Here is a 23,357-nt window from a genome sequence, read left to right on the forward strand (position 1 = left end):
ATATTTAATATCTTTCCCCTTGAAATTGAGTATCGCGCGTTTTGACGTCGCTGACAAGCACCGACACAGCATCCCGGCATGTCGGGGGCGTTTCGACGCATGTGAAGCGGACGATTGACAGGCAGCAATTTAATTTATCAGCGCTGCGCGTGCGGATTGAGATCTGGCCTCTCAGGCCACGACCTTGGCGCCGGCGCCGAGACGCTGGCGTTCCTTTGCGAGATAGTCGCCGATCGCATCGCCCGACATCGGCTTTGCGAAGTAGTAGCCCTGGATGAAGTCGCATCCCAGGCGGCGCAGACTGTCGAGCTGGGCGCGGGTTTCGACGCCCTCGGCGACGCAAGCGATCTCCATGTCGTCGCACAGGCCGGCGAGAGACTTGATGATCTTGTGACTTACCGGATTTTCGTTGATGTCGGCGACGAAGCTGCGGTCGATCTTGATCTTGTCGAGCGGCAGCCGATGCACGTGGCTCAGCGAGGAATAGCCGGTGCCGAAATCGTCCAGTGAAATGCCGCAGCCCATGGCCTTCAGCGTCGCGATCGATTGCTGCGCGCGCACGAAGTCGAAGGTGACGGCGGTCTCGGTGATCTCGAAGTCGATCCGGTTCGGCGGCAACCCGCTCTTCTCGATGATCGAGATCAGCGGCAAAATGCCTCGGCTGCGCAGACATCGTGAGCGGACAGGTTGAACGACAGACGGATGTGGTCGGGCCAGGTCCTTGCCGTCGCAAGCGCGCGGACCAGCAGCGCCTGCGTCAGCGGCCGGATCAGGCCGATGCGCTCTGCGGCCGGAATGAAGTCGGCCGGTGAGACCAGGCCGAGGCGGGAGCTGTGCCAGCGCGCCAGGACTTCGAAGCCGGCGGTGTGCTCGCTCATGGCGTCCACGATCGGCTGGAACACCAGGTCCATCTCGGTGCTGAAATCGGCGGTGCGAAGCAAGTTCTCGATGACGCCGCGGCTGCGGATCTCGGCCTCGAGCTCGCTCGAGAAGATCACGGTGCGGCCGCGCAGATGGCGCTTGGCGTGATAGAGCGAGTAGTCGGCGCATTCATAGAGCGCTTCGGCGCTGGTCGCCGAGCTTGGGAACAGCGCGAAGCCGATCGAGCAGGACAGCCCGGTATGGGCGGTGTCGAGCTGGTAGGGCAACTTGACCTGTTCGCCGATGCGCTGGCCGAGCCGCATCAAATCGTCATCTTCGGGATCGCCGCACACTACGAGGCCGAACTCGTCGCCGCCGAGCCGGGCAAATTCCACCCGCTGCGGGCCGAAGCCCTCGCAAACTTCGCGGATGCGGCGCCCGGCTTCGATCAGGACGCGATCGCCGACCGAGTGGCCGTAATTGTCGTTGATCGGCTTGAAGCCGTCGAGGTCGATGATCCCGACCGCGACGCGAACGCGCCTGCGCTCGGCGTCGCTGAAGGCGCTCGACAGCTCGGCGAAGAAGCGGCGGCGGTTCGGCAGCTCGGTGAGGGAATCGAGATTGGCGAGGCGGAAATTCTCGTCCGAGAGCGCTTGCGTCGCCGCCTGCTGCGCCAGCAGCGATTTGCGGCTCGAGACGAGATCGGCGAAGTCGCGGTAGTAGATGAACAGCACCGTCACCATCGCGCCCGAGACGAGAAGGTTGTTGACCGCGATCGCCTTCAGCGTCGGTTCGCCGGTGGCCCAGAAGAACAGCACATAGGGCACGTCGACGACGAGCGTCACGATCAACGCTGCGGAACGCAGATGCATCAGCGAAAAAATGCAGCCGATCACGGTCACCGCCATGTAGAAGGCGACCTGGCTCTTGGCGAAGGCATCGCCGTAAGGGTACAGCGCGAAGGACCATGCGGTGAAGCCGGCGCCGATCGGCAATGTCATCCAGTTGGTGGCGCGCAGATTGCGCAGGATATCGGCATCGCTCCGCACGAGGTGCCGCTGGCGCAGCCACCAGAAGGTGCGAAGCGCGGCGAGCACGGTGAGCACGCTTGGCACGATCAACGTCAGCCAGTCCGGCGCCACATTGACATAGGTGTAGGCGACCGCGATCGTGTTGCTCATCAGGATGAAATAGAGCAGCGGGATCTGCTTGGAGAAGGCATCGAACTGCGCGCGCGTCAGGTCCGGGTTATCGGCCGGCACGCGAAACAGCCGCATCGCGGCGGCGAGCTGAGACTTCAAATTGGCGACAGGCATTGCAATACGCGCCCCGGATCCCTTCAAAACGGCGGCGATCTTGCACGACGGGGGTAAAGGTCGCGTTAGGTGGGGCTGCACGAAAAGCCAGCGCAGGTTGCGCGCGGCCACGGGATTTTCCAGCCGCGTGTATTGGTGAGACCGTGTTAAGGATATCCGGCGGCCGAGGCGCGTGTCTCAGGCACACCTTGCCCGCAGCCACCCGCAGCTACGATCCGCTAACCATTGCGAGTCTTGGCTTTTCACGTCGGCGACGGCGCATGGCCGCGCGGTCAGCCGACGCGCGCGCTTCACCTCTCCCCGCGGAAGGAGAGGTGAAGAGAGGACAAATGGCCGTTATTTCTTCTCCAACGCCGCCGTCTGCTTGGCGAGTTGCTTGTCGAAATCCTCCGACAGGCTGGTTGCGTAGGTTGCGAGCTCGTCTGGCTTGACGAACGGGTTCGGTGCGCCGTCCTTCATCTCCGCACGCTTGGCCTGCATGCCATAGACTTCCGGATGCGGTCCGAGCAGCACGTCGATCTTCATCGCCTTGGCCTTGGCGAAGGTCGCGCGGTAATCATCAACGATGCCGGCATAGGTCGGCTGGCCGACCAGCCGGTTCAGCGCCACCGTGCCGCTGCAGAAGAACAGCACCTCGCGGTCCTGGCCACCGTCCTTGACGGTCATCTCCCAGCTCGTACAGCCCGGCGAGTGGCCGGGCGTTGCATGCGCCGTCAGCGTGGTGTCGCCGAGCGTGACCTTGTCGCCTTCCTTCACCGCGCGGTCGACCTTCACCGCCGGAAAGGCGAGGTCCTGGTTCTTCTCGTCGCCTGGATAGTAGCCGCCTTCGAGCAGCGGTTTGTCGCGCTCACCGGCAACGAGCTGCGCGCCGGTCTCCTTCTTGATCTCGGCGAAGCCGCCGGTGTGGTCGAGATGCGCATGCGTGTTGAGGATGATCTTGATGTCCGCGACCTTGAGGCCGAGCTTCGCGATGTGCTCCTCGATCATGCCGGTCGACTGGGGCATCGCCGTGTCCATCAGGATCAGGCCCTGCGATGTCTTGATGACATAAACGGCAATGCCGTCGGTTCCGACATAATAGATGTTGCCGATCAGCTGGAACGGATCGAATGGCGCCGTCCATTTCTGCATGACCGCTGTCAGGAAATCCTTGATGGTCTGCGCCTGTGCGCCGGTTGCGAGGAACGCCAGCGCACATAGCGTGGCCGCGAGCTTCTTCATAGGTTGCCTCCCGAAGTGTTCTTGTTCATTTTGACCGTGCGCGCCTTTTGCTTGGCACGGCGCGGTGCCCAAGCTACGTCGCGCGAGCTGCGGCAGCAACGGCCTCGTATCCGGAAATATTCATGGGCATGCGCGGAATAGCGGTCGCCGTTCGGTTTGAGCATGGCGGCTATCGCTGGAATGCGGCCGCTTGCTGTTTGACCGCGCGCAGGCGGCCCGCCATACTTTGCGTCAAGGCGAGCCAGAAAGACTTGTCGGCACCGGGAGCTGAAATGACCAATTCTTTGTCCGTCCTTGCGGGGACGTTGATTTCCCTCGTCTCCTTCACTTCAATTGCATTGTCGCAGCCGGCCTGCGTCATCCAGAACATGGCTGTGCCGCCCGGGGCCAACACCACCGACAAGGCGGCACCGTTCTTCATTGACACGGCGGGCCTGGATTTCAAGACGGCGCCGCCGACGCGCGATCCCTCGAACCCCAACTATCCGCGCGCGACCGAGCTGCCCGACGGAACGCTGCCGCCGCCCGGCGCCGAGGGCAATTTCATCATCGGGCCCACCCACAATCCAGCGCCGGAGACGATTGCGAAGGAAGGCGTACCACGCGGCACGACAAAATCCTTCACGCTGACGTCGAAAGAGAGCACGATCTATAATCCCGGCCTGATCCGCGACGACGTCGCCGGCTGCACCAATTCGTCGATCATGACGACCGTCACTGCGCCGGATGACAAGTCGCACATGATCGTCACCACCAGCCATCCTGGAATCTGGTCGCGCACGATCGACGTCTACGTGCCGGCGCAATATGTACGCGGCACCGAGGCGCCGTTCATCGTGGTCGGCGACGGCGGCTCCAACGCCTACAAGGACCTCGCCACGACGCTCGATAATCTGATCGCGCAGCGCCGCGTGCCACCGATGATCGCGATCCAGATCGGCAATGGCGGGCAGGACGCGCAGGGCAGCCAGCGCGGCCGCGAATACGATGCGGTGTCAGGCGACTATGCGCAGTTCGTCGAGCGCGAGGTGCTGCCGCTGGTCGAGAAGAACGCCGACGTCAAGTTGACCAAAAACCCCGACGGGCGCGCGACCATGGGCCTGAGCTCGAGCGGTGTGGCGGCCTTCACCATGGCGTGGTTCTATCCCGATCTCTATCACCGCGTGCTGGCCTTCTCGCCGACGATGGTCAACCAGCAATGGCCTCACGATCCGTCGCTGCGTGGCGGCGCCTGGGAATATCACAGCGTATGGACGGGGCCGGCCGGTCCCAACCTCATATCGAAGGCCGGCGTGCTCACGCCGGCCGAGCCGCCCGGCGTGCCGCTGATCGTCGCCGCGCCGGCGAAGCCGATCCGCTTCTGGTTCTTCGGCGGCGACCAGGACCTGTTCTATCCGAACCCCACCATTCCCGATGGTATGCACGACTGGACCCTGTCGAACGCGCTGATGGCGAAGGTGCTGGCGGAGAAGGGCTACCACTACCAGTTCCTGTTCGTGCGCAACGCCAAGCACGTCGACCGGCCGACGATTGCGCAAACGCTGCCGTCGGCGCTGGAGTGGGTCTGGAAGGGCTATCCGATCCCCTGAACGCGAAGTCGCGCGAAATCTAGCGGCCAATCCCTATCGTCACGCCGGCGGTCGAGCGCATGGCGTCCCGGAGGGTCGTCGCGTTCATGTCGTCAAGGATCTGACGTGTCAGCACGGTGGTCTGGCCGGGCGTGTTGAGGATCGTATCGCCGCGCGAGGTCGAGAGCCGGTCGGCCTTGTAGGGCGCGGCCCGATCGGTGGCGGGCGCATGGTGCGGGCGTTTGCCGGACGCCGCAAAGGCCCCTTGCGAGATGCAGAGGGCGGCGATTACGACCAGGCGCAATGATCTTGCGGGCATGCGGCCTCCCATGTCCAAGCCGTCAGCCTAGCATATGGCGGGCATGGTCGCAGAGGACAAGGGTCAGGCGAGAGCGGCCCGGCGCTCCCGTACCGGTTCGCGGGGCCGGTCGGGGTTACGCGGCTCGGCGAGCCGGGTAAAGCTGCGCTGACCCGCCGACGCGGGCGCCTCGACGACGACGCCCTCGCAGACGATCTGCCCGTCCAGCATCCTGAATTCGAGCTTGTCGTAGCGTGGCATGGTCTCGCCGGGCGCGGGCGGCAGCAGCTCGACGCGGCCCTGGATGTTCAGCGTGGCGTCGCCGGCGCCGTGAAGCCGCGGATTCCACATCCTGATCCCGGTCTCCGTCCAGCGCTGCCGGATCAACGTGGCGCGGTCGACGGGTTCCACGACCTTTGCGCGCGTCTTCGGAGCGCTGGGGATCACCGGAGCGGGAGACTCGAGGACCGGCTCCGGCGCGACATGCGTGACGGCGCTCGCTGTGTCGGCGGAGGGACCCTCCGTTGCGATCGGGGCGGGATCGTTGGCCGGGACCGGCTCGATCTCCATTGCGACGACAGAGATGGCAACGCTGTCGATGCTGTTCCCGGAGACCTCTCCCGCCGAGACGTCGCTGTCCGCAAGCGCGACGCACGTGTCCTCTACGACAGTCGGCTCCACATCAGCGACGTCAGAGGAGGTATCGTCGTTGACGGCGAGAACGGGGGCATCAACCGGAGCGATCTCGATGTCGATAGACGAGACCAGCGCCTCCTCTGCGACGACGAGCTCCACCTCGGCCGAGAGGTCGGGAGATGGATCGCTGCCGATGACGGGCTCGGAAACGTTGGCTTGCTGGTTCTCGGCCTCGACAGGCGACAGCCGCGCCTCTTCAACGATGACGGGTTCAACGATCTCCGGAAGTTCCACAGGTGGGTCGCTGATGACGAGCTCGGGTGCACCGACCGGCTCACTCTCGATCTCGACAACCGGGACCGGTGTCTCTTCTACGACAACGGGTGCGACGCTGGTCTCAAGCTCCGCGGGTGGATCGCTGCTGACGAGCTCAACGGCCTCGCTCTCCACCTCGACTGATGAGACCGAAACCTCTTCGACGACGACCGCCTCGACCTCTGTCGGCGCTTCCAAGGATGAATCATCGGCGACGCTGACATCAGTTGGCGCCGCGGACGAGCTCTCCGGGATGACAGAGATAGCGGCGCCATCTTCGGCGACCGGAGCCGCAACGGCGATCTCGGTGTCACTGGGCAGCGGGTTGGTGCTGATGCTGTCGGGAGCCGCAACAGCTTCTGCGATGTCGGCAACGGTTGCGGGCGAATCGCTTGCCGCGATCGGCGCGACATCGACGCTGCCGCCGTGAGGCAAGGGCCTAAGCCGGGTGAACGCCCATTTCACCGCGGGAATGCGGCGCAGCAACGATATCAGTCTCGAAAGCACAGGGAGTTGTCCAAGAGGTACTCGGCGTGAAGCAATCGCTGATTCGCCAGCAATGCAAAAAAGTGCCCCGGCCGTCACATCGATGTCAATGTAGGTGGGACCAATTGCAGAACATCCGTGCGTCCAACGCGCGGGAAAGGGCAACGCGACTGCCGTGTCGGATGCGACAATGCACCACCGCCGGGTTGCGGGCGGTCGCGCCTAGGATGGGCGGGACAGCAACGCAAAGCACGCGCATGTCCGATCCTCCCGACGACAGGATCGTTCCGATCCGCTCGTTGCAAGGCGCCCGGCTCGACGAGCGCTTTGACGCAACGCTTGCGGACCTCGAGGCGCGCCGCGATGAACTCGTGCAAATCATCTCGCGTCTCACCGACGGCTTGAGCGTGATCGATCAGGCCGCCGCTGGCGGATCAGCCCAGTCGGCGCGCGATCTGCTCGATCTGCTGGCCACGGCCAAGGCCCAGCTGAACGAGGTGACGGCCATCATCGAAAAGCTGCGGCCGTCCTGAAGCTCGGGCGCGGCAGGCGGCCAATGTGACCGCGCCCACAGAGTTGCCGCGCCGATCCCCGAAACGCTTCCTTCGGCAGCGAAGGAGAAAAGGCGTGATCCGCAAGACATACCCGGCCGCTGATCCTGCACCGAACGTCGGACTTCCCTGCGTCATCCTTCCCGCCTAAGTTCAAACGTCTGGGGAGTGAGGACAACGCAATGAGAAAGCTTGCCGCCATCGCAGCGGTTCTGTTCTGGTCGACATGCGCATTCGCGCAGGATCGCACCATCACCGTGGCCTCGACGACGTCGACGGAACAGTCGGGCCTGTTTGGTTACCTGCTGCCGTTGTTCTCGAAGGCGGAGGGCATCGAGGTGAAGGTCGTTGCCGTCGGCACCGGCCAGGCGCTCGATATCGGGCGGCGCGGCGACGCCGACGTGGTGTTCGTGCATGACAGGCCGGCCGAGGACAAGTTCATGTCCGAGGGGCAGGGCGTGAAGCGCTTCGATGTCATGTACAATGACTTCATCATCGTTGGTCCGAAGAGCGATCCCGCAAAGATCGCCGGCGGCAAGGACGTCACGGATGCGCTGCGCAAGATCGCGGCGGCAAAGGCAACCTTCATTTCGCGCGGCGACAAGTCCGGCACGCATGCGGCCGAGCTGAGATTGTGGAAGGAGGCGGGCGTCGATATCGGCGGCGGCAAGGACAGCTGGTATCGCGAGATCGGCCAGGGCATGGGTCCGGCGCTGAACATGGCCTCGTCGTCGAACGCCTATCTCCTGTCGGACCGTGGCACCTGGCTGTCGTTCAAGAACCGGGGCGAGCTTGCCGTCCTGACCGAGGGCGACAAGCGGCTGTTCAACCAGTATGGCGTCATGCTGGTGAATCCGGCGACGCATGCGAACGTGAAGGCGAAGGACGGACAGGCCTTCATCGACTGGCTGGTCTCGCCGAAGGGGCAGGATGCGATCGCCGGCTACAAGGTCGGCGGCGAGCAGCTATTTTTCCCCAACGCGTCCCACTAGCAGGAAGGCGACGGTCGACACCGCCACGCTGAGCGCGAGCAGGATCAGCCCGAGCCCGAGTGCCAGCGGCAGGTCGCCCTTGCTGGTCTCCAGTGCGATCGCCGTCGTCATCGTGCGCGTGAAGCCGCGGATGTTGCCACCGACGATGATGATGGCGCCGACCTCGGCGATCGCGCGTCCGAAAGCCGCGAGAAAGGCCGTCAGCAGCGACGTTCGGCCGAGCGCGAACAGCAAGCCGATGCTGCGCAGTATCGATAGTCCGTCGATCCGCGCGAGGTCGCCATACTCGGCCCAGAGCAGGCTTGCCGGCCGGTGCACCAGCGCGACCACGATCGGGGTCGCGAGCAGGGTCTGCGCGATCACCATGGCGGTCGGCGTGAACAACAGTCCGGCTGCTCCGAGCGGGCCGGACCGCGACAGCAGAAGATAGAGCGCAAGCCCGACCACGACCGGCGGAAGGCCGAGCAACGCATTGGTCAATACGATGACGACCTGTCGCCCGCGGAATCGGGTGATCGCGAGCAGGGCCCCGAAGGGCGCGCCGATCAGCAGCGCGACGATGCCGGCGGTGAGGCTGACACGAACCGACAGCGCGACGATGCCGAGCAGCTCGGCGTCGGCCTCGCCGATCAGCGTGAGCGCGGCGCCGATGGATCGCGCGAAATCGTTCATCCGGCCGGACGCTGTTGCGCCGGCAGGAGATCAAGCACCAGATCCGAAGGGCGGCAAAGCCTGACGCCGTTCGGGGTCACCACGATCGGCCTGTTGATCAGGATCGGATGTACCATCATCGCTTCGAGCCGCTGGTCATCCGCCAGTGCCGGGTTGTCGAGCCCGAGCTCCGTATCGGGCGCCGCCTTTTCGCGGACCGCCTCGCGCACCGAAATCCCCATGCGCGCGAGCTGCTGCAACAAGGTACGCGAAGGTGGCGTCTTCAAATATTCGACCGCGTGCGGCTCGATGCCGGCACTCCTGATTGTGGCAAGCGCGCTGCGCGACGTGCCGCAATCGGGATTGTGGTAGATGATCACGTCCATTCGAAAGCCCCCGGGCCTGGACCTTCGCGCGTTCTCGCCGCTGCGAGCCGGCAACAGGCCTTCCGCGGGACTAAATCACGATTCACGGCGAGATTTCCAGAAGGATCGCGGTCGCGTGGCTGGCACTGGGAACGTGGATGCCCGGGACAGGCCCGGGCATGACGGCCGCTCGTTTCCAAGCTTCAGCGCTTGACGTTAGCCGAGGCCGAGACCGTGGGGTTTGTCTCGATGCTCTGCTGCCAATAGCGTTCGATCTGGTTGACCAGGGCAGGCGGAAGCGGCACGTAATTGAGCGTCTCGGCCTGGGCCTTTCCGTTCTCCAACGACCAGCGGATGAAGTCGATGGCCGCTGCCGATCGTTCCTCGGATTTCGGCGCCTTCGGCATCAGTACGAACGTCGTGGCCGTGATCGGGTAGGCGTCTTCGCCGGGCGCGTTGGTGAGCACGAGGTGGAAATCCTTCTCCGCCTTCCAGTCCGCACTCGAGGCCGCTGCCTGGAACGATGCGGCGTCGGGGACGACGAAATTTCCGGCGCTGTTCTGCACGACGCCAAATGAGATTCTATCTAGCCGTTGCAGCGCGTAAGTGTATTCGAGATAGCCGATCGAACCGGGCACGAGGCTGACGAGCGAGGCGACGCCGTCATTGCCCTTGCCGCCGAGACCAAGTGGCCACTCGACCGAGGTGCCTTCGCCCACGCTCGTCTTCCACTGCGTGCTGACCTTCGAGAGGTAGTTCGACCAGTTGAACGTCGTGCCGGATCCGTCGATGCGATGAACCACCGTGATCGCAGTGTTCGGCAGCCTGATGTCGGGGTTGATCGCGCGAATGGCCGGATCGTTCCATGATTTCAGCTTGCCGAGATAGATGTCGGCGAGCATCTGGCCGGTGAAGCGGATCTGGCCGGGTTTGACTCCATCGATATTGACGACCGGTACGACGCCCCCGATCACGATCGGGAATTGCATCATGCCGAGCCTCTCCAGTTCCTTGGGATCAAACGGCATGTCGCTTGCGCCGAAGTCGACGGCCTCTTTCTTGATCAGGCCGACGCCGATGCTCGAGCCGACCGCCTGATAGCTGACGGTGTTGCCGGTCTTCGTCTTGTATGCGTCGATCCATTTCGCCATCACGGGCGAAACGAAGGTTGAGCCGGCTCCCTTGGTCTCGGCCGCCAGGCTTTGCGTGGCGACGAGCAGAGCGGTGAAGAGTACGGGGAGAGTTAGGTGCTTCATCATAGGGCCGAGCCTAGCAGGCCGGGCGCGAGGCAGATGTGGCCTGTGTCACAAAGACGTCTTGGCCAGCTGCTCGCTGGCGCGCCCCTCGCCCCCTGCAGCGGCCGGGCAAAATGCGAACAAATCAGCTCGCCGGGGCATCAAATCGCACCTCTCCGCGGCGGAAGAGCGGCTTTATTCCCGCCCGGGATGCTTTAAGGAGAGGCAGGATCAGGTCGCACCCGCCCGGTGGCGGTGCTAGACCCTGATGCAGGAACAATGGGGCCGGGCCGTCTGGCACGCCCGCAAGGATGAAGGATACGAGGCAATGATCAACACGGTTGGCATCATCGGGGCAGGGACCATGGGGAACGGCATCGCGCAGATTTGTGCCGCGGCCGGGCTCTCGGTCGTGATGGTCGACATCTCCGATGCGGCGGTGAACCGCGGGCTGTCGACCGTCGGCGGTAGCCTCGAGCGCCTGGTCAAGAAGGAGAAGATGTCGGCTGCCGATCGCGAGGCGGCTCTCAAGCGCATCACCGGCACCACCGATCGCGCGAAGCTCGCCGATTGCGACCTCGTTATCGAGGCCGCGACCGAGAACGAGGAGCTCAAGGTCAAGATCCTGAAGGACCTCTGCGCCACGCTGTCGCCGCGCACGCTGCTCGCGACCAACACCTCCTCGATCTCGATCACGAAGCTTGCCGCCGCAACCGATCGTCCCGATCGCTTCATCGGCATGCACTTCTTCAACCCGGTGCCGGTGATGGCGCTGCTGGAACTCATCCGCGGCCTGCAGACCTCCGACGACACCCACGCCAAGGCGCTGGATTTCGCCAAGCGGGTCGGCAAGGTGGCGATCACGGCCAAGAACAGCCCCGGCTTCGCCGTCAATCGCATCCTGTGCCCGATGATCAACGAGGCGATCTTTGCGCTCCAGGAAGGGATCGCGACCGCCGAGGAGATCGATGCCGGCATGAAGCTCGGCTGCAACCATCCGATCGGGCCGCTGGCGCTCGCCGATCTCGTCGGGCTCGACACCATGCTCTCGGTGATGGAGGTCTTCTATAAGGGCTTCAATGACCCCAAATATCGTCCGGCCCCCTTGCTCAAGGAAATGGTCGATGCCGGCCATCTCGGCCGCAAGACCGGCCAGGGCTTCTACACTTACGGTGCCTGATGGCGCCGGCGGCGGGTGCCCAGCATCCGCCGCCCGATCCCCGCAATTTGCGCTGCGACAAAGACGCCGCGCGCAATTGGCCCGACAATGTCGAACGGGCGGCCCGCGGGAACAAATGAACGGATAACGAAGGACATGTCGGATCGACTGAAGGCCGAGCGCGAGGCGGCGGCCGCGCGGCGGAACCTGCTGACCCAGGATGCGATCGAGCGCACCGGGATCACCGAGGAGATGATCGGGGAGCTCGTCACCCGCTTCTACGGACGCGTGCGCGAGGATGCGCTGCTGGGGCCGGTCTTTGCGATCGTGCAGAATTGGGACGAGCATCTCGCCAAACTCAAGGATTTCTGGTCGTCGGTCGTGCTGATGAGCGGCCGCTACCATGGTTCGCCGATGCGGGCGCATGTGCCGCTCAGCCTGGTCGGCGATCATTTCGACCGCTGGCTCGATCTGTTCGAGCAGACCGCGCGCGAGGTCTGTCCGCCGCCGGCGGCCGCGCTCTTCATCGACAAGGCGCGACGCATCGCCGACAGTTTTGAGATGGCGTCGGCGACCATCGCCGGCCGTATCGCTGCGCCGCGTCACGTGCTCCGGTCCTGACGACAGCAAATCTGCCTGTAAAACGTGCAGTTGTGTCGCTCTGAGGTTGCGCTGCGCGGCTAATAACGCGTTGCACCAATTCCCGCATCATCGGTCTGATCTGCAAAATCATCATGCCGATCGCGCGACGCGACGTTGCAATTGCAAATATGCGCTGGAACGCATTCATTTGCGTTCAACCAAAGCGAGCAAAGACATATTGATGCGCTGCGGCGCCAACTCTCCGCCTTTTTTTCGGCAGAGTTCCAGCGCCTGCTAACGTGCATGTCGCGCGCATCATTCAACACCACTCCCTCATCGTCCGAGAGCACCGCGGAGTCTGAAGTCGACGCGGGTACAGAACAGACGCGGCGAACGCTGCTGCTTGGCGCGCTCGCCACGACCGCCTGCCTTGGTTGTTCCACGCAGACGCGCGCGGGCGAGGATCCGCCAGGCTCCGATGAACGTCCGCAGAAGGGTGATCTGCTCGTCTTCTCCGAAGGCGACCAGGAGGGAAAGCTCATCACTGCGGCCGATCTCCCGGCCGGTGGACCGCCGGTCCATGCGTGGCCGAAGGATCCCAACACATCGGTGGTGCGCAGCGCATCGCGCCTCAACGAAATCCTGATCATCCGGCTCGATCCCGCCGAGCTCGACGAGAAGACCCGCGCGCGGGCCGTCGATGGCATCCTGGCCTATTCGGCGATCTGCTCGCATGCAGGCTGTCCCGTCACTGCCTGGGTCAAGAGCGATGTCGGCGACAAGGACGTGTTCAAGTGCATGTGTCACAACTCCGAATACGATCCCCGCGAGGGCGCGCAGGTCGTGTTCGGACCGGCGCCGCGGCGGCTTGCCGCGCTGCCGCTCGCGCTCGCTGACGGTTCGCTCAGCGTCGCCGGCAACTTCATCGGAAAGGTAGGTGGCGTGCAGCCAGGATGACGGACGGTGCGGGTTGTGCCCGCGTCACGAGAGGCCGCATCCGCCGATGGGCGGACGACGGGACGAACGACAAGAATTCAAAACAAGAATTCAAACGGATGAAAAAGGGGAACGTTCATGACCAGGAAGCAATGGTTACTGTCCGGCTTCGTCGCCTTCACGTGCCTTGTCTCGACCGTCGCCGTCGCCGGCCCGATCGAGAACTACGCGCCGGTCACCCAGCAGCGGCTGGAAAATCCGGAACCCGGCAACTGGATGCTCTATCGGCGCACCTATGACGGACAGGGCTACAGCCCGCTCGACCAGATCAACACCTCGAACGTCAAGAATCTCACACCGGTCTGGACCTTTGCCACCGGCGTGGTCGAAGGCCACGAGGCGCCGCCGATCGTCAACAATGGCGTGATGTTCGTAACGACCCCGATGGGGCAGGTGATCGCGCTGAACGCGAAGACCGGCGACGAATATTGGCGCTACAAGCGGCAGCTTCCCGACGACCTCTTTCAGCTGCATCCGACCAACCGCGGCGTCGGTCTCTGGGAGGACAAGCTTTATCTCGCCACCACCGACGACCATGTCGTCGCGCTCGACGCCAAGACCGGCAAGGTGGTGTGGGACACCAAGGTGCAGGACTACAAGAAGGGCCAGTACATGACCCTGATGCCGCTTGTCGTCGAGGGCAAGGTCATCGTCGGAGGCTCCGGCGGTGAACTCGGCGTGCGCGGTTACGTCGCCGCATACGATGCCAAGGACGGCAAGGAGTTGTGGCGCACCTTCACCATCCCCGGCGAGGGCGAGCCCGGTCACGATACCTGGCAGGGCGACGACTGGAAGACCGGCGGTGGCTCCGCCTGGATGACCGGCAATTACGACAAGGACACCAAGACGATCTATTGGGGCGTCGGTAACGCCGCGCCATGGCCTGGCGAGACGCATCCCGGCGACAATCTCTACACCTCCTCGGTGCTCGCGCTCGATCCCAGCAATGGGAAGATCAAGACCTACCACCAGTACCACCAGAACGATTCCTGGGACTGGGACGAGGTCGAAGCACCGATCCTGGTCGACCTGCAACGCGACGGTCGCACCATCAAGAGCCTGATCCATCCGGGCCGCGACGCGATCTTCTGGGTGCTCGAGCGCACCCCGACCAAGATCAACCACGTCGCAGGCTGGCCCTTCGTCGCGACCGATGTCTGGAAGGGCATCGACGCCGAGAGCGGCAAGCCGATCGTCGATCCTGCGCACAAGCCGGTCATCGGCAAGCGGGTCGAGTTCTGTCCGTCGCTGTGGGGTGGCAAGGACTGGCCGTCGGCGGCCTACAGCCAGAGGACCGGCCTCGTCTACGTGCCCGCCAACGAGAATTTCTGCGGCGGCTTCACCGGAGAGAAGGTTCCGCTCAAGGCGGGCGAACTCTGGCTCGGCACCAAGCCGGAGGACATCGGCCTAACGACGAAGCCCGGCGCCGATCATTTCGGCGAACTCCAGGCTTGGGATCCCGCCACCGGCAAGAAGGTGTGGCAGCACAATTTCCCGAAATCGCAGTTGTTCGGTTCGGTAACGGCGACGGCAGGCGATCTCGTCTTCGTCGGCGGCACCAACGACCGCAACTTCCGCGCCTTCCACGCCAAGACCGGCGAACTCTTGTGGGAGCAGAAGACCAACTCCGGCATCATGGGCATGCCGGTGTCCTATGAGATCGACGGCACGCAATACATCTCGATCCAGTCGGGGTGGGGCGTGGACGCGCAACGCATCCAGGATGCGCTCGCGACCAACAATATCGGCATCGAATCCAATGTGCCGCAGGGCGGCGTGATCTGGGTGTTCGCGCTGAAGAAATAAGCTCCGCGGGCGAATCGAAGGAAGCGGAGCGTCAGGGGGCAAATGCGGCGGACGGCAACGTCCGCCGCATTTTGCGTGTGCGGTGCTCGCGCCACGAACCCGTCATGCCCGGGCTTGTCCCGGGCATCCACGTTCTTCGTGCCGCGGCAGAGGTCGTGGATGGCCGGGACAAGCCCGGCCATGACGGCGAGCGGCGGTTTGTGGGCGCAGGCGCTGGACCGCTACTTCCCCTGCCGATCAACCTTGTCCTTTTCCTTCTGGTTCATCTCCTGAACCTTCGGATCGGAGCTGGTCTGCCCGGTGGTCTGTGTGGTCGAAGGCGGCGGGGCTCCGGCGTTGGGAAGCGAGTTCTGCTCCGGCGCGGTGGGGCGCGTGGCGGTGGTCGGCGGGGTGGTGTTGCTTTGAGCGAACGCAGCCGTGGTCGTCATGAAAAAGGCGCCCGACAGCAACGAGACTGCGAGCGCCTTTGAGATGTTGGTCATCGATCTGCTCCTGTCAGATCGATGGAAACGGCGCGAGGCCGCTCAATGTTCCGCCTTAAGCCTCCAATTGCTTACCGAGCGGAAGGCTGCGGATACGCTTTCCGGTCGCGGCGAAGATCGCGTTCGTCAGCGCGGGTGCGAACGGCGGAACACCGGGCTCGCCGACGCCGCTCGGCGGCGTGTCGGGTCCGGGCGGGACGATGTAGACGTTGGTTACAAGAGGAGATTCATCCATCCTGAGGACCTGGAAGTCGTCGAAGTTCTTCTGCTCCACCTTGCCGTCCTTGAAGGTGATCGCGCCGTATTTGGCGACGCTCAGCCCCATGATCGCCGCGCCCTCCATCTGCGAGGCGATGCGCTCGGGATTGACATAAGTGCCGCAGTCGATCGCGGTGTCGACCCGCGGCACCGTCAGCTTGCCCTTCTCGTCGACGGCCACCTCGACGATGGTCGCGATGTAGCTGACGAAGCTGCGGTGCACGGCAATGCCGAGGCCATGGCCTTTCGGTACCTGACGGCCCCATTCGCCCTTCTCGGCGACCAGCTCGACCACCTTGCGGAGACGCGCGGTGTCGATCGGGTAGCTGTCATAGGGCTCGCCGTAGTTCCACATGTCCTTCACCGCCGGCTTGACGATGCGGGGACTGCCGATCAGCGCGAGCAACGTCTCCTTCTGGTCGCGCCCGGTCGCCTGCGCGATCTCGCCGACCATCGACTGCACCGCAAAGGCCCGCGGGATGTTCGAGACCGAACGGAACCAGCCGATGCGGGTGAACGCCGCGGCTTCCGGGTTCTCGCAGGAGATGTTGGCGATCTCGAACGGCATGTCGACGAGGCCCATGCCGAGCTCGAAGGGTGCCTGGTGGTTTGCACCCGCGGCGAAGGTCGAGGCGATGCTCGGGGCCACGCTGCGGTGGCGCCAGGCGATCACCTTGCCGTTCTTGTCGAGCCCTGCCTCGATCCGCTCGACCGAGACGGTGTGCAGGAAGTCGTGACGGACGTCGTCCTCGCGCGTCCATTGCACCTTCACCGGCGCGCCGAGCTCCTTCGACAGCAGCGCGGCCTCGAGCGCGAAGTCGCATTTCGACTTGCGGCCGAAACCGCCGCCGAGCAGCGTGACATTCACCGTGACGTTGTCCTCGGGAATGCCGAGCGTCTTGGCGACGTCCTCGCGGGTGCCGCCGGGACTCTGCACCGGCGCCCAGATCTCCGCTTTGTCACCCTTGACGTCGGCGACCGCCACCGGCGGCTCCATGCTGACATGGGCGAGGTGCGGCAGATAGTATTCGCCGACGACGACCTTGTCGGCGCTCTTCAGCGCAGCGTCTGCGTCACCCTCCTGGCGTACGACGAGGCCCGGTTTGCGCGAGGCTTCCTCGAGCTCCTTGCGATAGGCGACCGAGTCGTATTTGCCGTTGGCGCCGTCGTCCCAGGTCAGCTTCAGCGCGTCACGGCCCTTGATCGCCGCGCCGGTGTTGCGCGCGATCACCGCGACGCCGCCGAGCGGCTGGAATTTCGACGGCCACGGCCAGCCGCGCACCTGCATCACCTTCTCGACGCCGGGGACCTTCAGCGCCGCGTCCGGATCGAACGAGACCAGCTTGCCGCCGGTCACCGGCGGGCGTGCGATGACCGCATATTTCATGCCTGGCAGGCGTACGTCGGCGCCGTAGCGCGCCTTGCCGGTGGTGATGTCGTGGAGATCGACGATGCTGATCTGGCCCTTGCCGAGATAACGGAAGTCCTTGGGGTCCTTCAGCTTGAGGCCTTCGATGCTCGGCACCGATTCTTTGGCTGCGTCCGCGGCGAGTTCGCCGAAGCCGAGCTTGCGGCCGCTGGCGCTGTGGACGACCTCGTGGTTGACGGCCTTGACCTCGGTCGCCGGCACGCCCCAGCGCTTGGCCGCGGCCTGCTCCAGCATGGTGCGGGCGGAGGCACCGATCTGGCGCATCGGGATCAGATAATGCCGCGTGCTGCGGGAGCCATCGGTGTCCTGGTTGCCGAACTTGACCTCGTCGCCATGGGCCTGCTGCACTTTGACCCTGGACCAGTCAGCCTCCATCTCCTCGGCGACGATCAGCGGAAGGCTGGTGCGCACGCCGGTGCCCATTTCGGCACGATGGGCGAGGATGGTGACGGTGCCGTCGGGCGCAACCGCGACGAAGACGCGGGGATCGACCACGACGCCGTGCGGCATCTTGCCGGCGCCGGTCTCGTAGGCAAACGCCTGGCGCGACATCACGGGGGCGGCGAGCACGAAGCCGCCGGTGATGCCGAGCCCCTTCAGGATGCTGCGGCGCGAGACCTTCTCGACCCGAATGTTCTTCTCGAAGCCACGAAGCTTCCCGGGTTTATCGATGAAATTCATGTCACACTCCCGTCGATGCGAGATGGACTGCGTTCTCGATGCGCTGGTAGCAGCCGCAACGGCAGATGTTGCCGGCCATCGCTTCGCGGATCTGGTCGTGTGACGGCTTGGGATTCTCCATCAACAGCGCGGCGGCCTGCATGATCTGGCCAGCCTGGCAGAAGCCGCATTGGGGCACGTTGACCTGGCGCCAGGCCTTCTGGACGGGGTGGTCGCCGTTCGGATGCAGCCCTTCGATGGTGGTCACCTCGCGCCCGGCGACGTCGTTGATCGACGTGATGCAGGAACGCACGGCCTCCTTGTCGACGATGACGGTGCAGGCGCCGCACAGGGCCTGGCCGCAGCCGAACTTGGTGCCGGTCAGGCCGGCCTCGTCACGCAAGAACCAGAGTAGCGGGAGATCCGGGTCGCCGTCCCAGCTCTGTTCCTGGCCGTTGATCTTCACCTTGATCATGATGGTCCCTCGCTCTTCATAAGCTTGTCGATTGAACATTGCCGACACAGGTCGGCGCACTGCCCGTTTCGTCGTGTCGTCGCATCCCGGCCTGTTCTCCTGCGCGGGCAGATCCCGGCAGCAAGCAGGAATGCGAATCGTGATGTCCGGATGTGCTCGATACCTCCCGTCTTATTCTTGATTGATTGAATTCGCGCGGCATCGTGACGACGCGACCGTAGCAGAGACCGCGCCGGCCCGGCGTTCACAGCCGGGTGTTGTTGAAGGGAAAAGTTGCAACGAAGGTTTGTCAAAAGCAGGGCGCGGCATCACGCCCCTGCGCCTGCGAAATGTGCACGACGAAAAAAGCTTCGTCCGGCAGAGACTGCGCGGACGAAGCAGGATGCCTCAGTCGAGGGAGGGAGAACGCAGCGGCGCGGACTTCGAGGGGGAAGTGGGCGGCACTGCGCAGTCATTCAGAGACCAGGACTGAGGAGCTCATCTGAGGAGCTCATGGCGCTCGCGTCTGCCTCGTGCGATGCGGCGGCATCGCAGCGATTTGGTCGAGGGCCGGACCGTCCGGCTCGCTGGCGATGGTCGGGGCCAGCGAGCGGACGGGCACGGCGAAGGTCTGACGGCCTTGTTCAGGCGGCCTTGTCAGGCAGCCTTGTCAGGCAGCCTTGGCTTTCGCCACGTGGGTCGCGATCGCGTCCATCAGCGCCGGCGATAGGCAGTCATAGGGCTCGAGCCCGATTTCCTTCAGCCGCGAGCGGATGCCTGCCATCTGTTCCGGCTTCACGCCAGATTCAATCACGGAGGAGACGAAGGCGGCGAATTGCGGCGCCTGCGAGCCCTGCTCCTGGAACAGCTCGGGATGGATGAAGTCGAGGCCGTAGAACGGATGGCCCTTGTTCTCGATGCGGCCGTACATGTGGGTGCCGCAAGCCTTGCAGGCGTGCCGCTGGATCACCGCCGAGGGATCGACGATCTGGAGCTTGTCGCCGTTCTCGGTCACGCTGACGTTCTGGCGCGGCACCACGGCGACCACCGAGAAATTCGCGCCTTGCGGCTTCCAGCACTTGGTGCAGCCGCAGGCGTGGTTGTGGGCGACGTCGCCCTTCACGGCGACCTTGACCGGGTGGTCCGTGCATTTGCAAACCAGTGTGCCGCCGGCAAAGCTGCCGCTGCCCTGTTTGACGCCGTTATCGATCGAGGGATGGAGTGCAACAGTCATGGGTCGATCCTCCTTGGGTGTGACGCTTTCGAGCTAGAACACAACGACTGAACGGATGGATTTGCCCTCGTGCATGAGGTCAAAACCCTTGTTGATCTCCTCGAGCTTGAGCACGTGGGTGATCATCGGATCGATCTGGATCTTTCCGTTCATGTACCAGTCGACGATCTTGGGCACGTCGGTGCGGCCGCGCGCGCCGCCGAAGGCCGTGCCGCGCCAGTTGCGCCCGGTGACGAGCTGGAACGGGCGGGTGGCGATCTCCTTGCCGGATTCGGCAACGCCGATGATGATCGAGGTGCCCCAGCCGCGATGGCAGGCTTCCAGCGCCTGGCGCATCACGGTGGTGTTGCCGGTGCAATCGAAGGTGTAGTCGGCACCACCGTCGGTCAGGTTGACCAGATGCGCGACGATGTCGCCGGTGATCTTCTTGGGGTTGACGAACTCGGTCATGCCGAACCGGCGGCCCCAATCCTCCTTGGAGTCGTTGATGTCGACGCCGATGATCTTGTCGGCGCCGGCCATCTTGGCGCCCTGGATCACGTTGAGGCCGATGCCGCCGAGGCCGAACACGACCACGTTGGAGCCCGGCGTGACCTTGGCGGTGTTGACGACGGCGCCGACGCCGGTGGTGACGCCGCAGCCGATGTAGCAGCTCTTGTCGAACGGCGCGTCCTCGCGGATCTTGGCGACGGCGATCTCCGGCAGCACGGTGAAGTTCGAGAAGGTCGAGCAGCCCATGTAGTGGTAGACCGGCTTGCCCTTGTAGGAGAAGCGGCTGGTGCCATCAGGCATCACGCCCTTGCCCTGCGTCGCGCGAATCGCGGTGCAGAGATTGGTCTTCTGGCTCAGGCAGCTTTTGCACTGCCGGCACTCCGGCGTGTAGAGCGGGATGACGTGGTCGCCCGGTTTCACCGAGGTCACGCCCGGTCCGATCTCGCGGATGATACCGGCGCCCTCATGACCCAGGATCGACGGGAAGATTCCTTCGCTGTCGAAGCCGTCGAGCGTGTAGGCGTCGGTATGGCAGATGCCCGTCGCCTTGATCTCGACCAGGACTTCGCCGGCCTTCGGTCCTTCCAGATCGACTTCGACGATCTCGAGTGGTTTCTTGGCTTCGAAAGCAACGGCGGCACGTGTCTTCATCGTAAACTCCTCAAATTCTCGCAGGACGCCACGAGGTGGTATCGGTCCTGGTAACCTTCATTTCTTGCCCATGCAGGCGTCTTCCGCCTTGGTGTAGGTCTCGTTCTTCTCATCCTTCTTGGAGGGACGTTGACGGCCCCACGCCTCGTCGGAGCGGGCGCGCAGATAGACGTAGAGATCGTCCATGTAGCAGGCGACGTTCGGGTTGTCGCCGAAGGCAGGCATGACGTTCTCCTGCGCGGTCGAGATGTTCTTGCGACCGGAGGCGACGACGCCGAGGAAGTCGCCGTAGCTCATGGTCTTGACCGAATCCTTCAACGCCGGTGCGTAGGTGGATCCCATGCCGTCGGGGCCATGGCAGACGTGGCAGTCGGAGTGATAGCGGCGATATCCGGAATAGGTGAACCAGTCCACGGTGCCGTCGGCCGAAATCTTGTAGGTCGGGTTTCCTTCCTTATCGAGCCACTTTCCGTCGTCTTCCTTCTTGACGGCGGTCGGGTCGCCCGGACCGTCCGCAACGGCAATTCCCCCCGAGGTCACGAAGATGGTCGCAGCGATGACAAAGCAGATTTTACGCAAGAGATGATCCTCGAAGGCGTTCGGTGGAGACGAGCCGGCGCGTGGAGTTGATCCACGCGCCGGAGCGACACGAAGGTGAGGCTAGTTCGCCGCTGGCAGCGAGAACACGGTCAGCGTACCGCCGAGTGCCGTGTAGTTGCTGAGAGCCGCGTAGCCACCGACTGCGCCGAGACCGGCGGTCGGATCGGTCAGACCAGCTGCCAGACCGATACCGGCCCAGCCGCCCACGCCGGAGAGCACTGCGACATACTGCTTGCCGCCGTTCTCATAGGTGGTGACGTTGCCGATGATGCCGGAGGGAGTCTTGAACTTGTAGAGCTCCTTACCGGTCTTGGCGTCGACCGCCTTCAGGTAGCCTTCGAGCGTGCCGTAGAACACCACGCCGCCGGCGGTTGCGAGCGCACCCGACCAGACCGAGAACTGCTCCTTGTTCGACCAGACGATCTTGCCGGTCTTGCCGTCCCAGGCGATGAAATTACCCATATGGGTTTCACCCTGCGGCGGATACATCGAGAGCGTCGCACCCACATAGGGCTGGCCCGCGGTGTAGCTCACCTTGAACGGCTCGTAGTCCATGCAGACGTGGTTGGTCGGAACGTAGAACAGCTGCGTGTCCGGCGAGTAGGCTGCCGGCTGCTCGTCCTTGGTACCGAGCGCGGCCGGGCAGATGCCCTTGGTGTTGTGATCCTCGCCGCCCTTTTCAGTCGAGGCCGCGTCGAGAACCTTCGGGCGGCCATAGGTCGGTGAGTTCTTGTCCATGTCGACGCCGGAGGTCCAGTTCACCTTCGGGTCGTATTTCTCGGCGACCAGCAGTTCGCCGGTGACACGATCCATCGTGTAGGCGAGGCCGTTGCGGTCGAAATGGGTCAGCAGCTTGCGCGGTTGGCCGTTGATCGACTGATCCGAGAGGATCATTTCGTTGACGCCGTCATAATCCCACTCATCGTGCGGCGTCATCTGGTAGACCCACTTGGCCACGCCGGTGTCGGCATTGCGGGCCCAGATCGTCATCGACCATTTGTTGTCGCCTGGACGTTGCTTCGGGTTCCAGGTCGAGGGATTGCCTGATCCGTAATAGATCAGGTTCAGCTCAGGATCAAAGGAGATCCAGCCCCAGGTGGCGCCGCCGCCAATCTTCCACTGATCGCCCTGCCAGGTCTTGAGGCTGGAGTCCTTGCCGACCGGCTTGCCGAGAGCGGTGGTCTTCTCGGCATCGACCAGGATTTGATCATCAGGCCCTCCCGAGTAACCGCGCCAAGCCAACTTGCCCGTTTTGAGATCGTAAGCCGTCATGTGAGCCTGGACGCCAAACTCGCCACCGGAAATGCCAACCAGGACCTTGTCCTTGACGACGAGCGCCGCAGAGGTTCCGGTCTCGCCCTTAGTGGGATCGCCGTTCTTCACAGACCAGGCGACCTGGCCGGTCTTGGCGTCGAGCGCAACCAGTGTGGTGTCAGCCTGATGCAGGATGATCTTGCCGTCGCCGTAAGACAGGCCGCGGTTGACCGTGTCGCAGCACATCACCGGGATGACGTTCGGATCCTGCTTCGGCTCGTACTTCCAGATGATCTTGTTCTCGTTGGAAAGGTCAAGAGCATAGACCTTGTTCGGGAACGGTGTATGGACGTACATCACGTTGCCGATGATCAGCGGGCCGCCTTCGTGGCCGCGCAGCACGCCGGTGGAGAAGGTCCAGGCGACCTGGAGCTTGCCTACGTTTTGTGCGTTGATCTGGTTCAGCTTGGAATAGCGGGTATTGGCGTAGTCGCCCGCCGGCATGACCCAGTCTTTGGGATTCTGCGACATCTTGATCAGCTCGTCATTGGCTGACGCGCTGCCGACGGCGAGCATCGCCGCGGAGCCAAGATAGGTCGCCATTAGCACCTTGCGCATAGTCATTCCTCCGTTGGTCTCGTTTATTGTTTCCGAAGCATTGATTAATCACCGGGCTTCTCGTCCGGCGTCTGCTCGTGCAGGGCGGTCACGTTTGGGACCAGAAACGATGCTGTGCTGTTTCCTCCTCCGGATGAGAGCTACGGGTCCACGTGCAGGAGAGGCCCGTTTTTGTTGTTCCTGCCGC

At 63.8% G+C, this 23,357-nt stretch carries 20 protein-coding genes and 1 pseudogene; 7 read left to right on the forward strand and 14 right to left on the reverse strand.

Going from position 1 to position 23,357, the window contains the following annotated elements; genetic code table 11:
* Positions 1-171: 171 nt before the first annotated feature.
* Positions 172-2,177 (reverse strand): annotated as a pseudogene (locus AB7G19_RS12640) (putative bifunctional diguanylate cyclase/phosphodiesterase).
* A 336-nt stretch (positions 2,178-2,513) separates the two neighbouring features.
* Positions 2,514-3,398: a BJP family subclass B3 metallo-beta-lactamase gene (blaBJP, locus tag AB7G19_RS12645; RefSeq protein WP_283017233.1), complete on the reverse strand. Its 885-nt coding sequence runs from the start codon at positions 3,396-3,398 to the stop codon at positions 2,514-2,516.
* Positions 3,399-3,670: 272 nt separating this feature from the next.
* On the opposite strand from blaBJP, the gene AB7G19_RS12650 reads away from it, so the two are divergent.
* Complete coding sequence (locus AB7G19_RS12650) at positions 3,671-4,987, forward strand: alpha/beta hydrolase (protein WP_283017232.1); 1,317 nt, start codon at positions 3,671-3,673, stop codon at positions 4,985-4,987.
* Positions 4,988-5,006: 19 nt separating this feature from the next.
* On the opposite strand, the gene AB7G19_RS12655 is transcribed toward AB7G19_RS12650, so the two are convergent.
* Both AB7G19_RS12655 and AB7G19_RS12660 read right to left on the reverse strand, forming a co-directional pair.
* Entirely contained in the window at positions 5,007-5,285 is a 279-nt protein-coding gene (locus AB7G19_RS12655) for a Plug domain-containing protein (RefSeq protein ID WP_201266280.1), read from the reverse strand.
* A 63-nt stretch (positions 5,286-5,348) separates the two neighbouring features.
* On the reverse strand, positions 5,349-6,701 hold the full coding sequence (locus tag AB7G19_RS12660; protein ID WP_354096572.1) for a hypothetical protein: 1,353 nt from the start codon (positions 6,699-6,701) through the stop codon (positions 5,349-5,351).
* A gap of 125 nt (positions 6,702-6,826) precedes the next feature.
* On the opposite strand from AB7G19_RS12660, the gene AB7G19_RS12665 reads away from it, so the two are divergent.
* Together AB7G19_RS12665 and AB7G19_RS12670 are read left to right on the forward strand one after the other, a co-directional pair.
* On the forward strand, positions 6,827-7,234 hold the full coding sequence (locus AB7G19_RS12665; RefSeq protein WP_283017231.1) for a hypothetical protein: 408 nt from the start codon (positions 6,827-6,829) through the stop codon (positions 7,232-7,234).
* Positions 7,235-7,434: 200 nt separating this feature from the next.
* On the forward strand, positions 7,435-8,244 hold the full coding sequence (locus tag AB7G19_RS12670) for an extracellular solute-binding protein (RefSeq protein WP_063981970.1): 810 nt from the start codon (positions 7,435-7,437) through the stop codon (positions 8,242-8,244).
* On the opposite strand, the gene AB7G19_RS12675 is transcribed toward AB7G19_RS12670, so the two are convergent.
* From AB7G19_RS12675 to pstS, 3 genes are all read right to left on the reverse strand, one after another.
* Entirely contained in the window at positions 8,218-8,916 is a 699-nt protein-coding gene (locus AB7G19_RS12675) for an ABC transporter permease (protein WP_063981971.1), read from the reverse strand. The genes AB7G19_RS12670 and AB7G19_RS12675 overlap by 27 nt on opposite strands.
* Positions 8,913-9,281, reverse strand: coding sequence for an arsenate reductase (glutaredoxin) (gene arsC / locus AB7G19_RS12680; protein WP_063981972.1), 369 nt, complete (start codon positions 9,279-9,281; stop codon positions 8,913-8,915). Before arsC ends, AB7G19_RS12675 begins: the two co-directional genes overlap by 4 nt.
* A gap of 182 nt (positions 9,282-9,463) precedes the next feature.
* A complete protein-coding gene (pstS, locus tag AB7G19_RS12685) occupies positions 9,464-10,519 on the reverse strand; it encodes a phosphate ABC transporter substrate-binding protein PstS (RefSeq protein WP_187387986.1) in 1,056 nt (351 codons plus the stop codon).
* 244 nt (positions 10,520-10,763) lie between these two features.
* On the opposite strand from pstS, the gene AB7G19_RS12690 reads away from it, so the two are divergent.
* The 4 genes from AB7G19_RS12690 (at position 10,764) to AB7G19_RS12705 (ending at position 15,038) form a co-directional block, all read left to right on the forward strand.
* Complete coding sequence (locus AB7G19_RS12690; protein ID WP_155257984.1) at positions 10,764-11,675, forward strand: 3-hydroxybutyryl-CoA dehydrogenase; 912 nt, start codon at positions 10,764-10,766, stop codon at positions 11,673-11,675.
* Between the two features lie 135 nt (positions 11,676-11,810).
* On the forward strand, positions 11,811-12,275 hold the full coding sequence (locus AB7G19_RS12695; protein WP_063981973.1) for a group III truncated hemoglobin: 465 nt from the start codon (positions 11,811-11,813) through the stop codon (positions 12,273-12,275).
* A 264-nt stretch (positions 12,276-12,539) separates the two neighbouring features.
* The gene (locus tag AB7G19_RS12700; RefSeq protein WP_063981974.1) at positions 12,540-13,193 is read left to right on the forward strand and encodes a ubiquinol-cytochrome c reductase iron-sulfur subunit; all 654 of its coding nucleotides are present in this window, start codon (positions 12,540-12,542) and stop codon (positions 13,191-13,193) included.
* Between the two features lie 117 nt (positions 13,194-13,310).
* A complete protein-coding gene (locus AB7G19_RS12705) occupies positions 13,311-15,038 on the forward strand; it encodes a methanol/ethanol family PQQ-dependent dehydrogenase (protein ID WP_283017230.1) in 1,728 nt (575 codons plus the stop codon).
* A 221-nt stretch (positions 15,039-15,259) separates the two neighbouring features.
* Here the strand turns inward: AB7G19_RS12705 and AB7G19_RS12710 are convergent, their stop codons facing one another.
* From AB7G19_RS12710 to xoxF5, 7 genes are all read right to left on the reverse strand, one after another.
* A complete protein-coding gene (locus AB7G19_RS12710) occupies positions 15,260-15,520 on the reverse strand; it encodes a hypothetical protein (RefSeq protein ID WP_028151274.1) in 261 nt (86 codons plus the stop codon).
* A 55-nt stretch (positions 15,521-15,575) separates the two neighbouring features.
* Positions 15,576-17,888 carry a xanthine dehydrogenase family protein molybdopterin-binding subunit gene (locus AB7G19_RS12715; protein WP_063981976.1) on the reverse strand — a complete coding sequence of 771 codons (2,313 nt, stop codon included), beginning with the start codon at positions 17,886-17,888 and terminating at the stop codon, positions 15,576-15,578.
* 1 nt (position 17,889) lies between these two features.
* Complete coding sequence (locus AB7G19_RS12720; RefSeq protein ID WP_014493612.1) at positions 17,890-18,342, reverse strand: (2Fe-2S)-binding protein; 453 nt, start codon at positions 18,340-18,342, stop codon at positions 17,890-17,892.
* 649 nt (positions 18,343-18,991) lie between these two features.
* Positions 18,992-19,555: an S-(hydroxymethyl)glutathione synthase gene (gene gfa / locus AB7G19_RS12725; protein ID WP_063981977.1), complete on the reverse strand. Its 564-nt coding sequence runs from the start codon at positions 19,553-19,555 to the stop codon at positions 18,992-18,994.
* A 33-nt stretch (positions 19,556-19,588) separates the two neighbouring features.
* On the reverse strand, positions 19,589-20,698 hold the full coding sequence (locus tag AB7G19_RS12730) for an S-(hydroxymethyl)glutathione dehydrogenase/class III alcohol dehydrogenase (RefSeq protein WP_014493614.1): 1,110 nt from the start codon (positions 20,696-20,698) through the stop codon (positions 19,589-19,591).
* A 57-nt stretch (positions 20,699-20,755) separates the two neighbouring features.
* The gene (locus AB7G19_RS12735) at positions 20,756-21,277 is read right to left on the reverse strand and encodes a c-type cytochrome, methanol metabolism-related (RefSeq protein WP_207794581.1); all 522 of its coding nucleotides are present in this window, start codon (positions 21,275-21,277) and stop codon (positions 20,756-20,758) included.
* 81 nt (positions 21,278-21,358) lie between these two features.
* Entirely contained in the window at positions 21,359-23,170 is a 1,812-nt protein-coding gene (gene xoxF5, locus AB7G19_RS12740; RefSeq protein WP_063981978.1) for a lanthanide-dependent methanol dehydrogenase XoxF5, read from the reverse strand.
* Positions 23,171-23,357: the final 187 nt, after the last annotated feature.

The organism is Bradyrhizobium sp. 215_C5_N1_1 (assembly GCF_052075935.1).
GTDB lineage: Bacteria > Pseudomonadota > Alphaproteobacteria > Rhizobiales > Xanthobacteraceae > Bradyrhizobium > Bradyrhizobium barranii.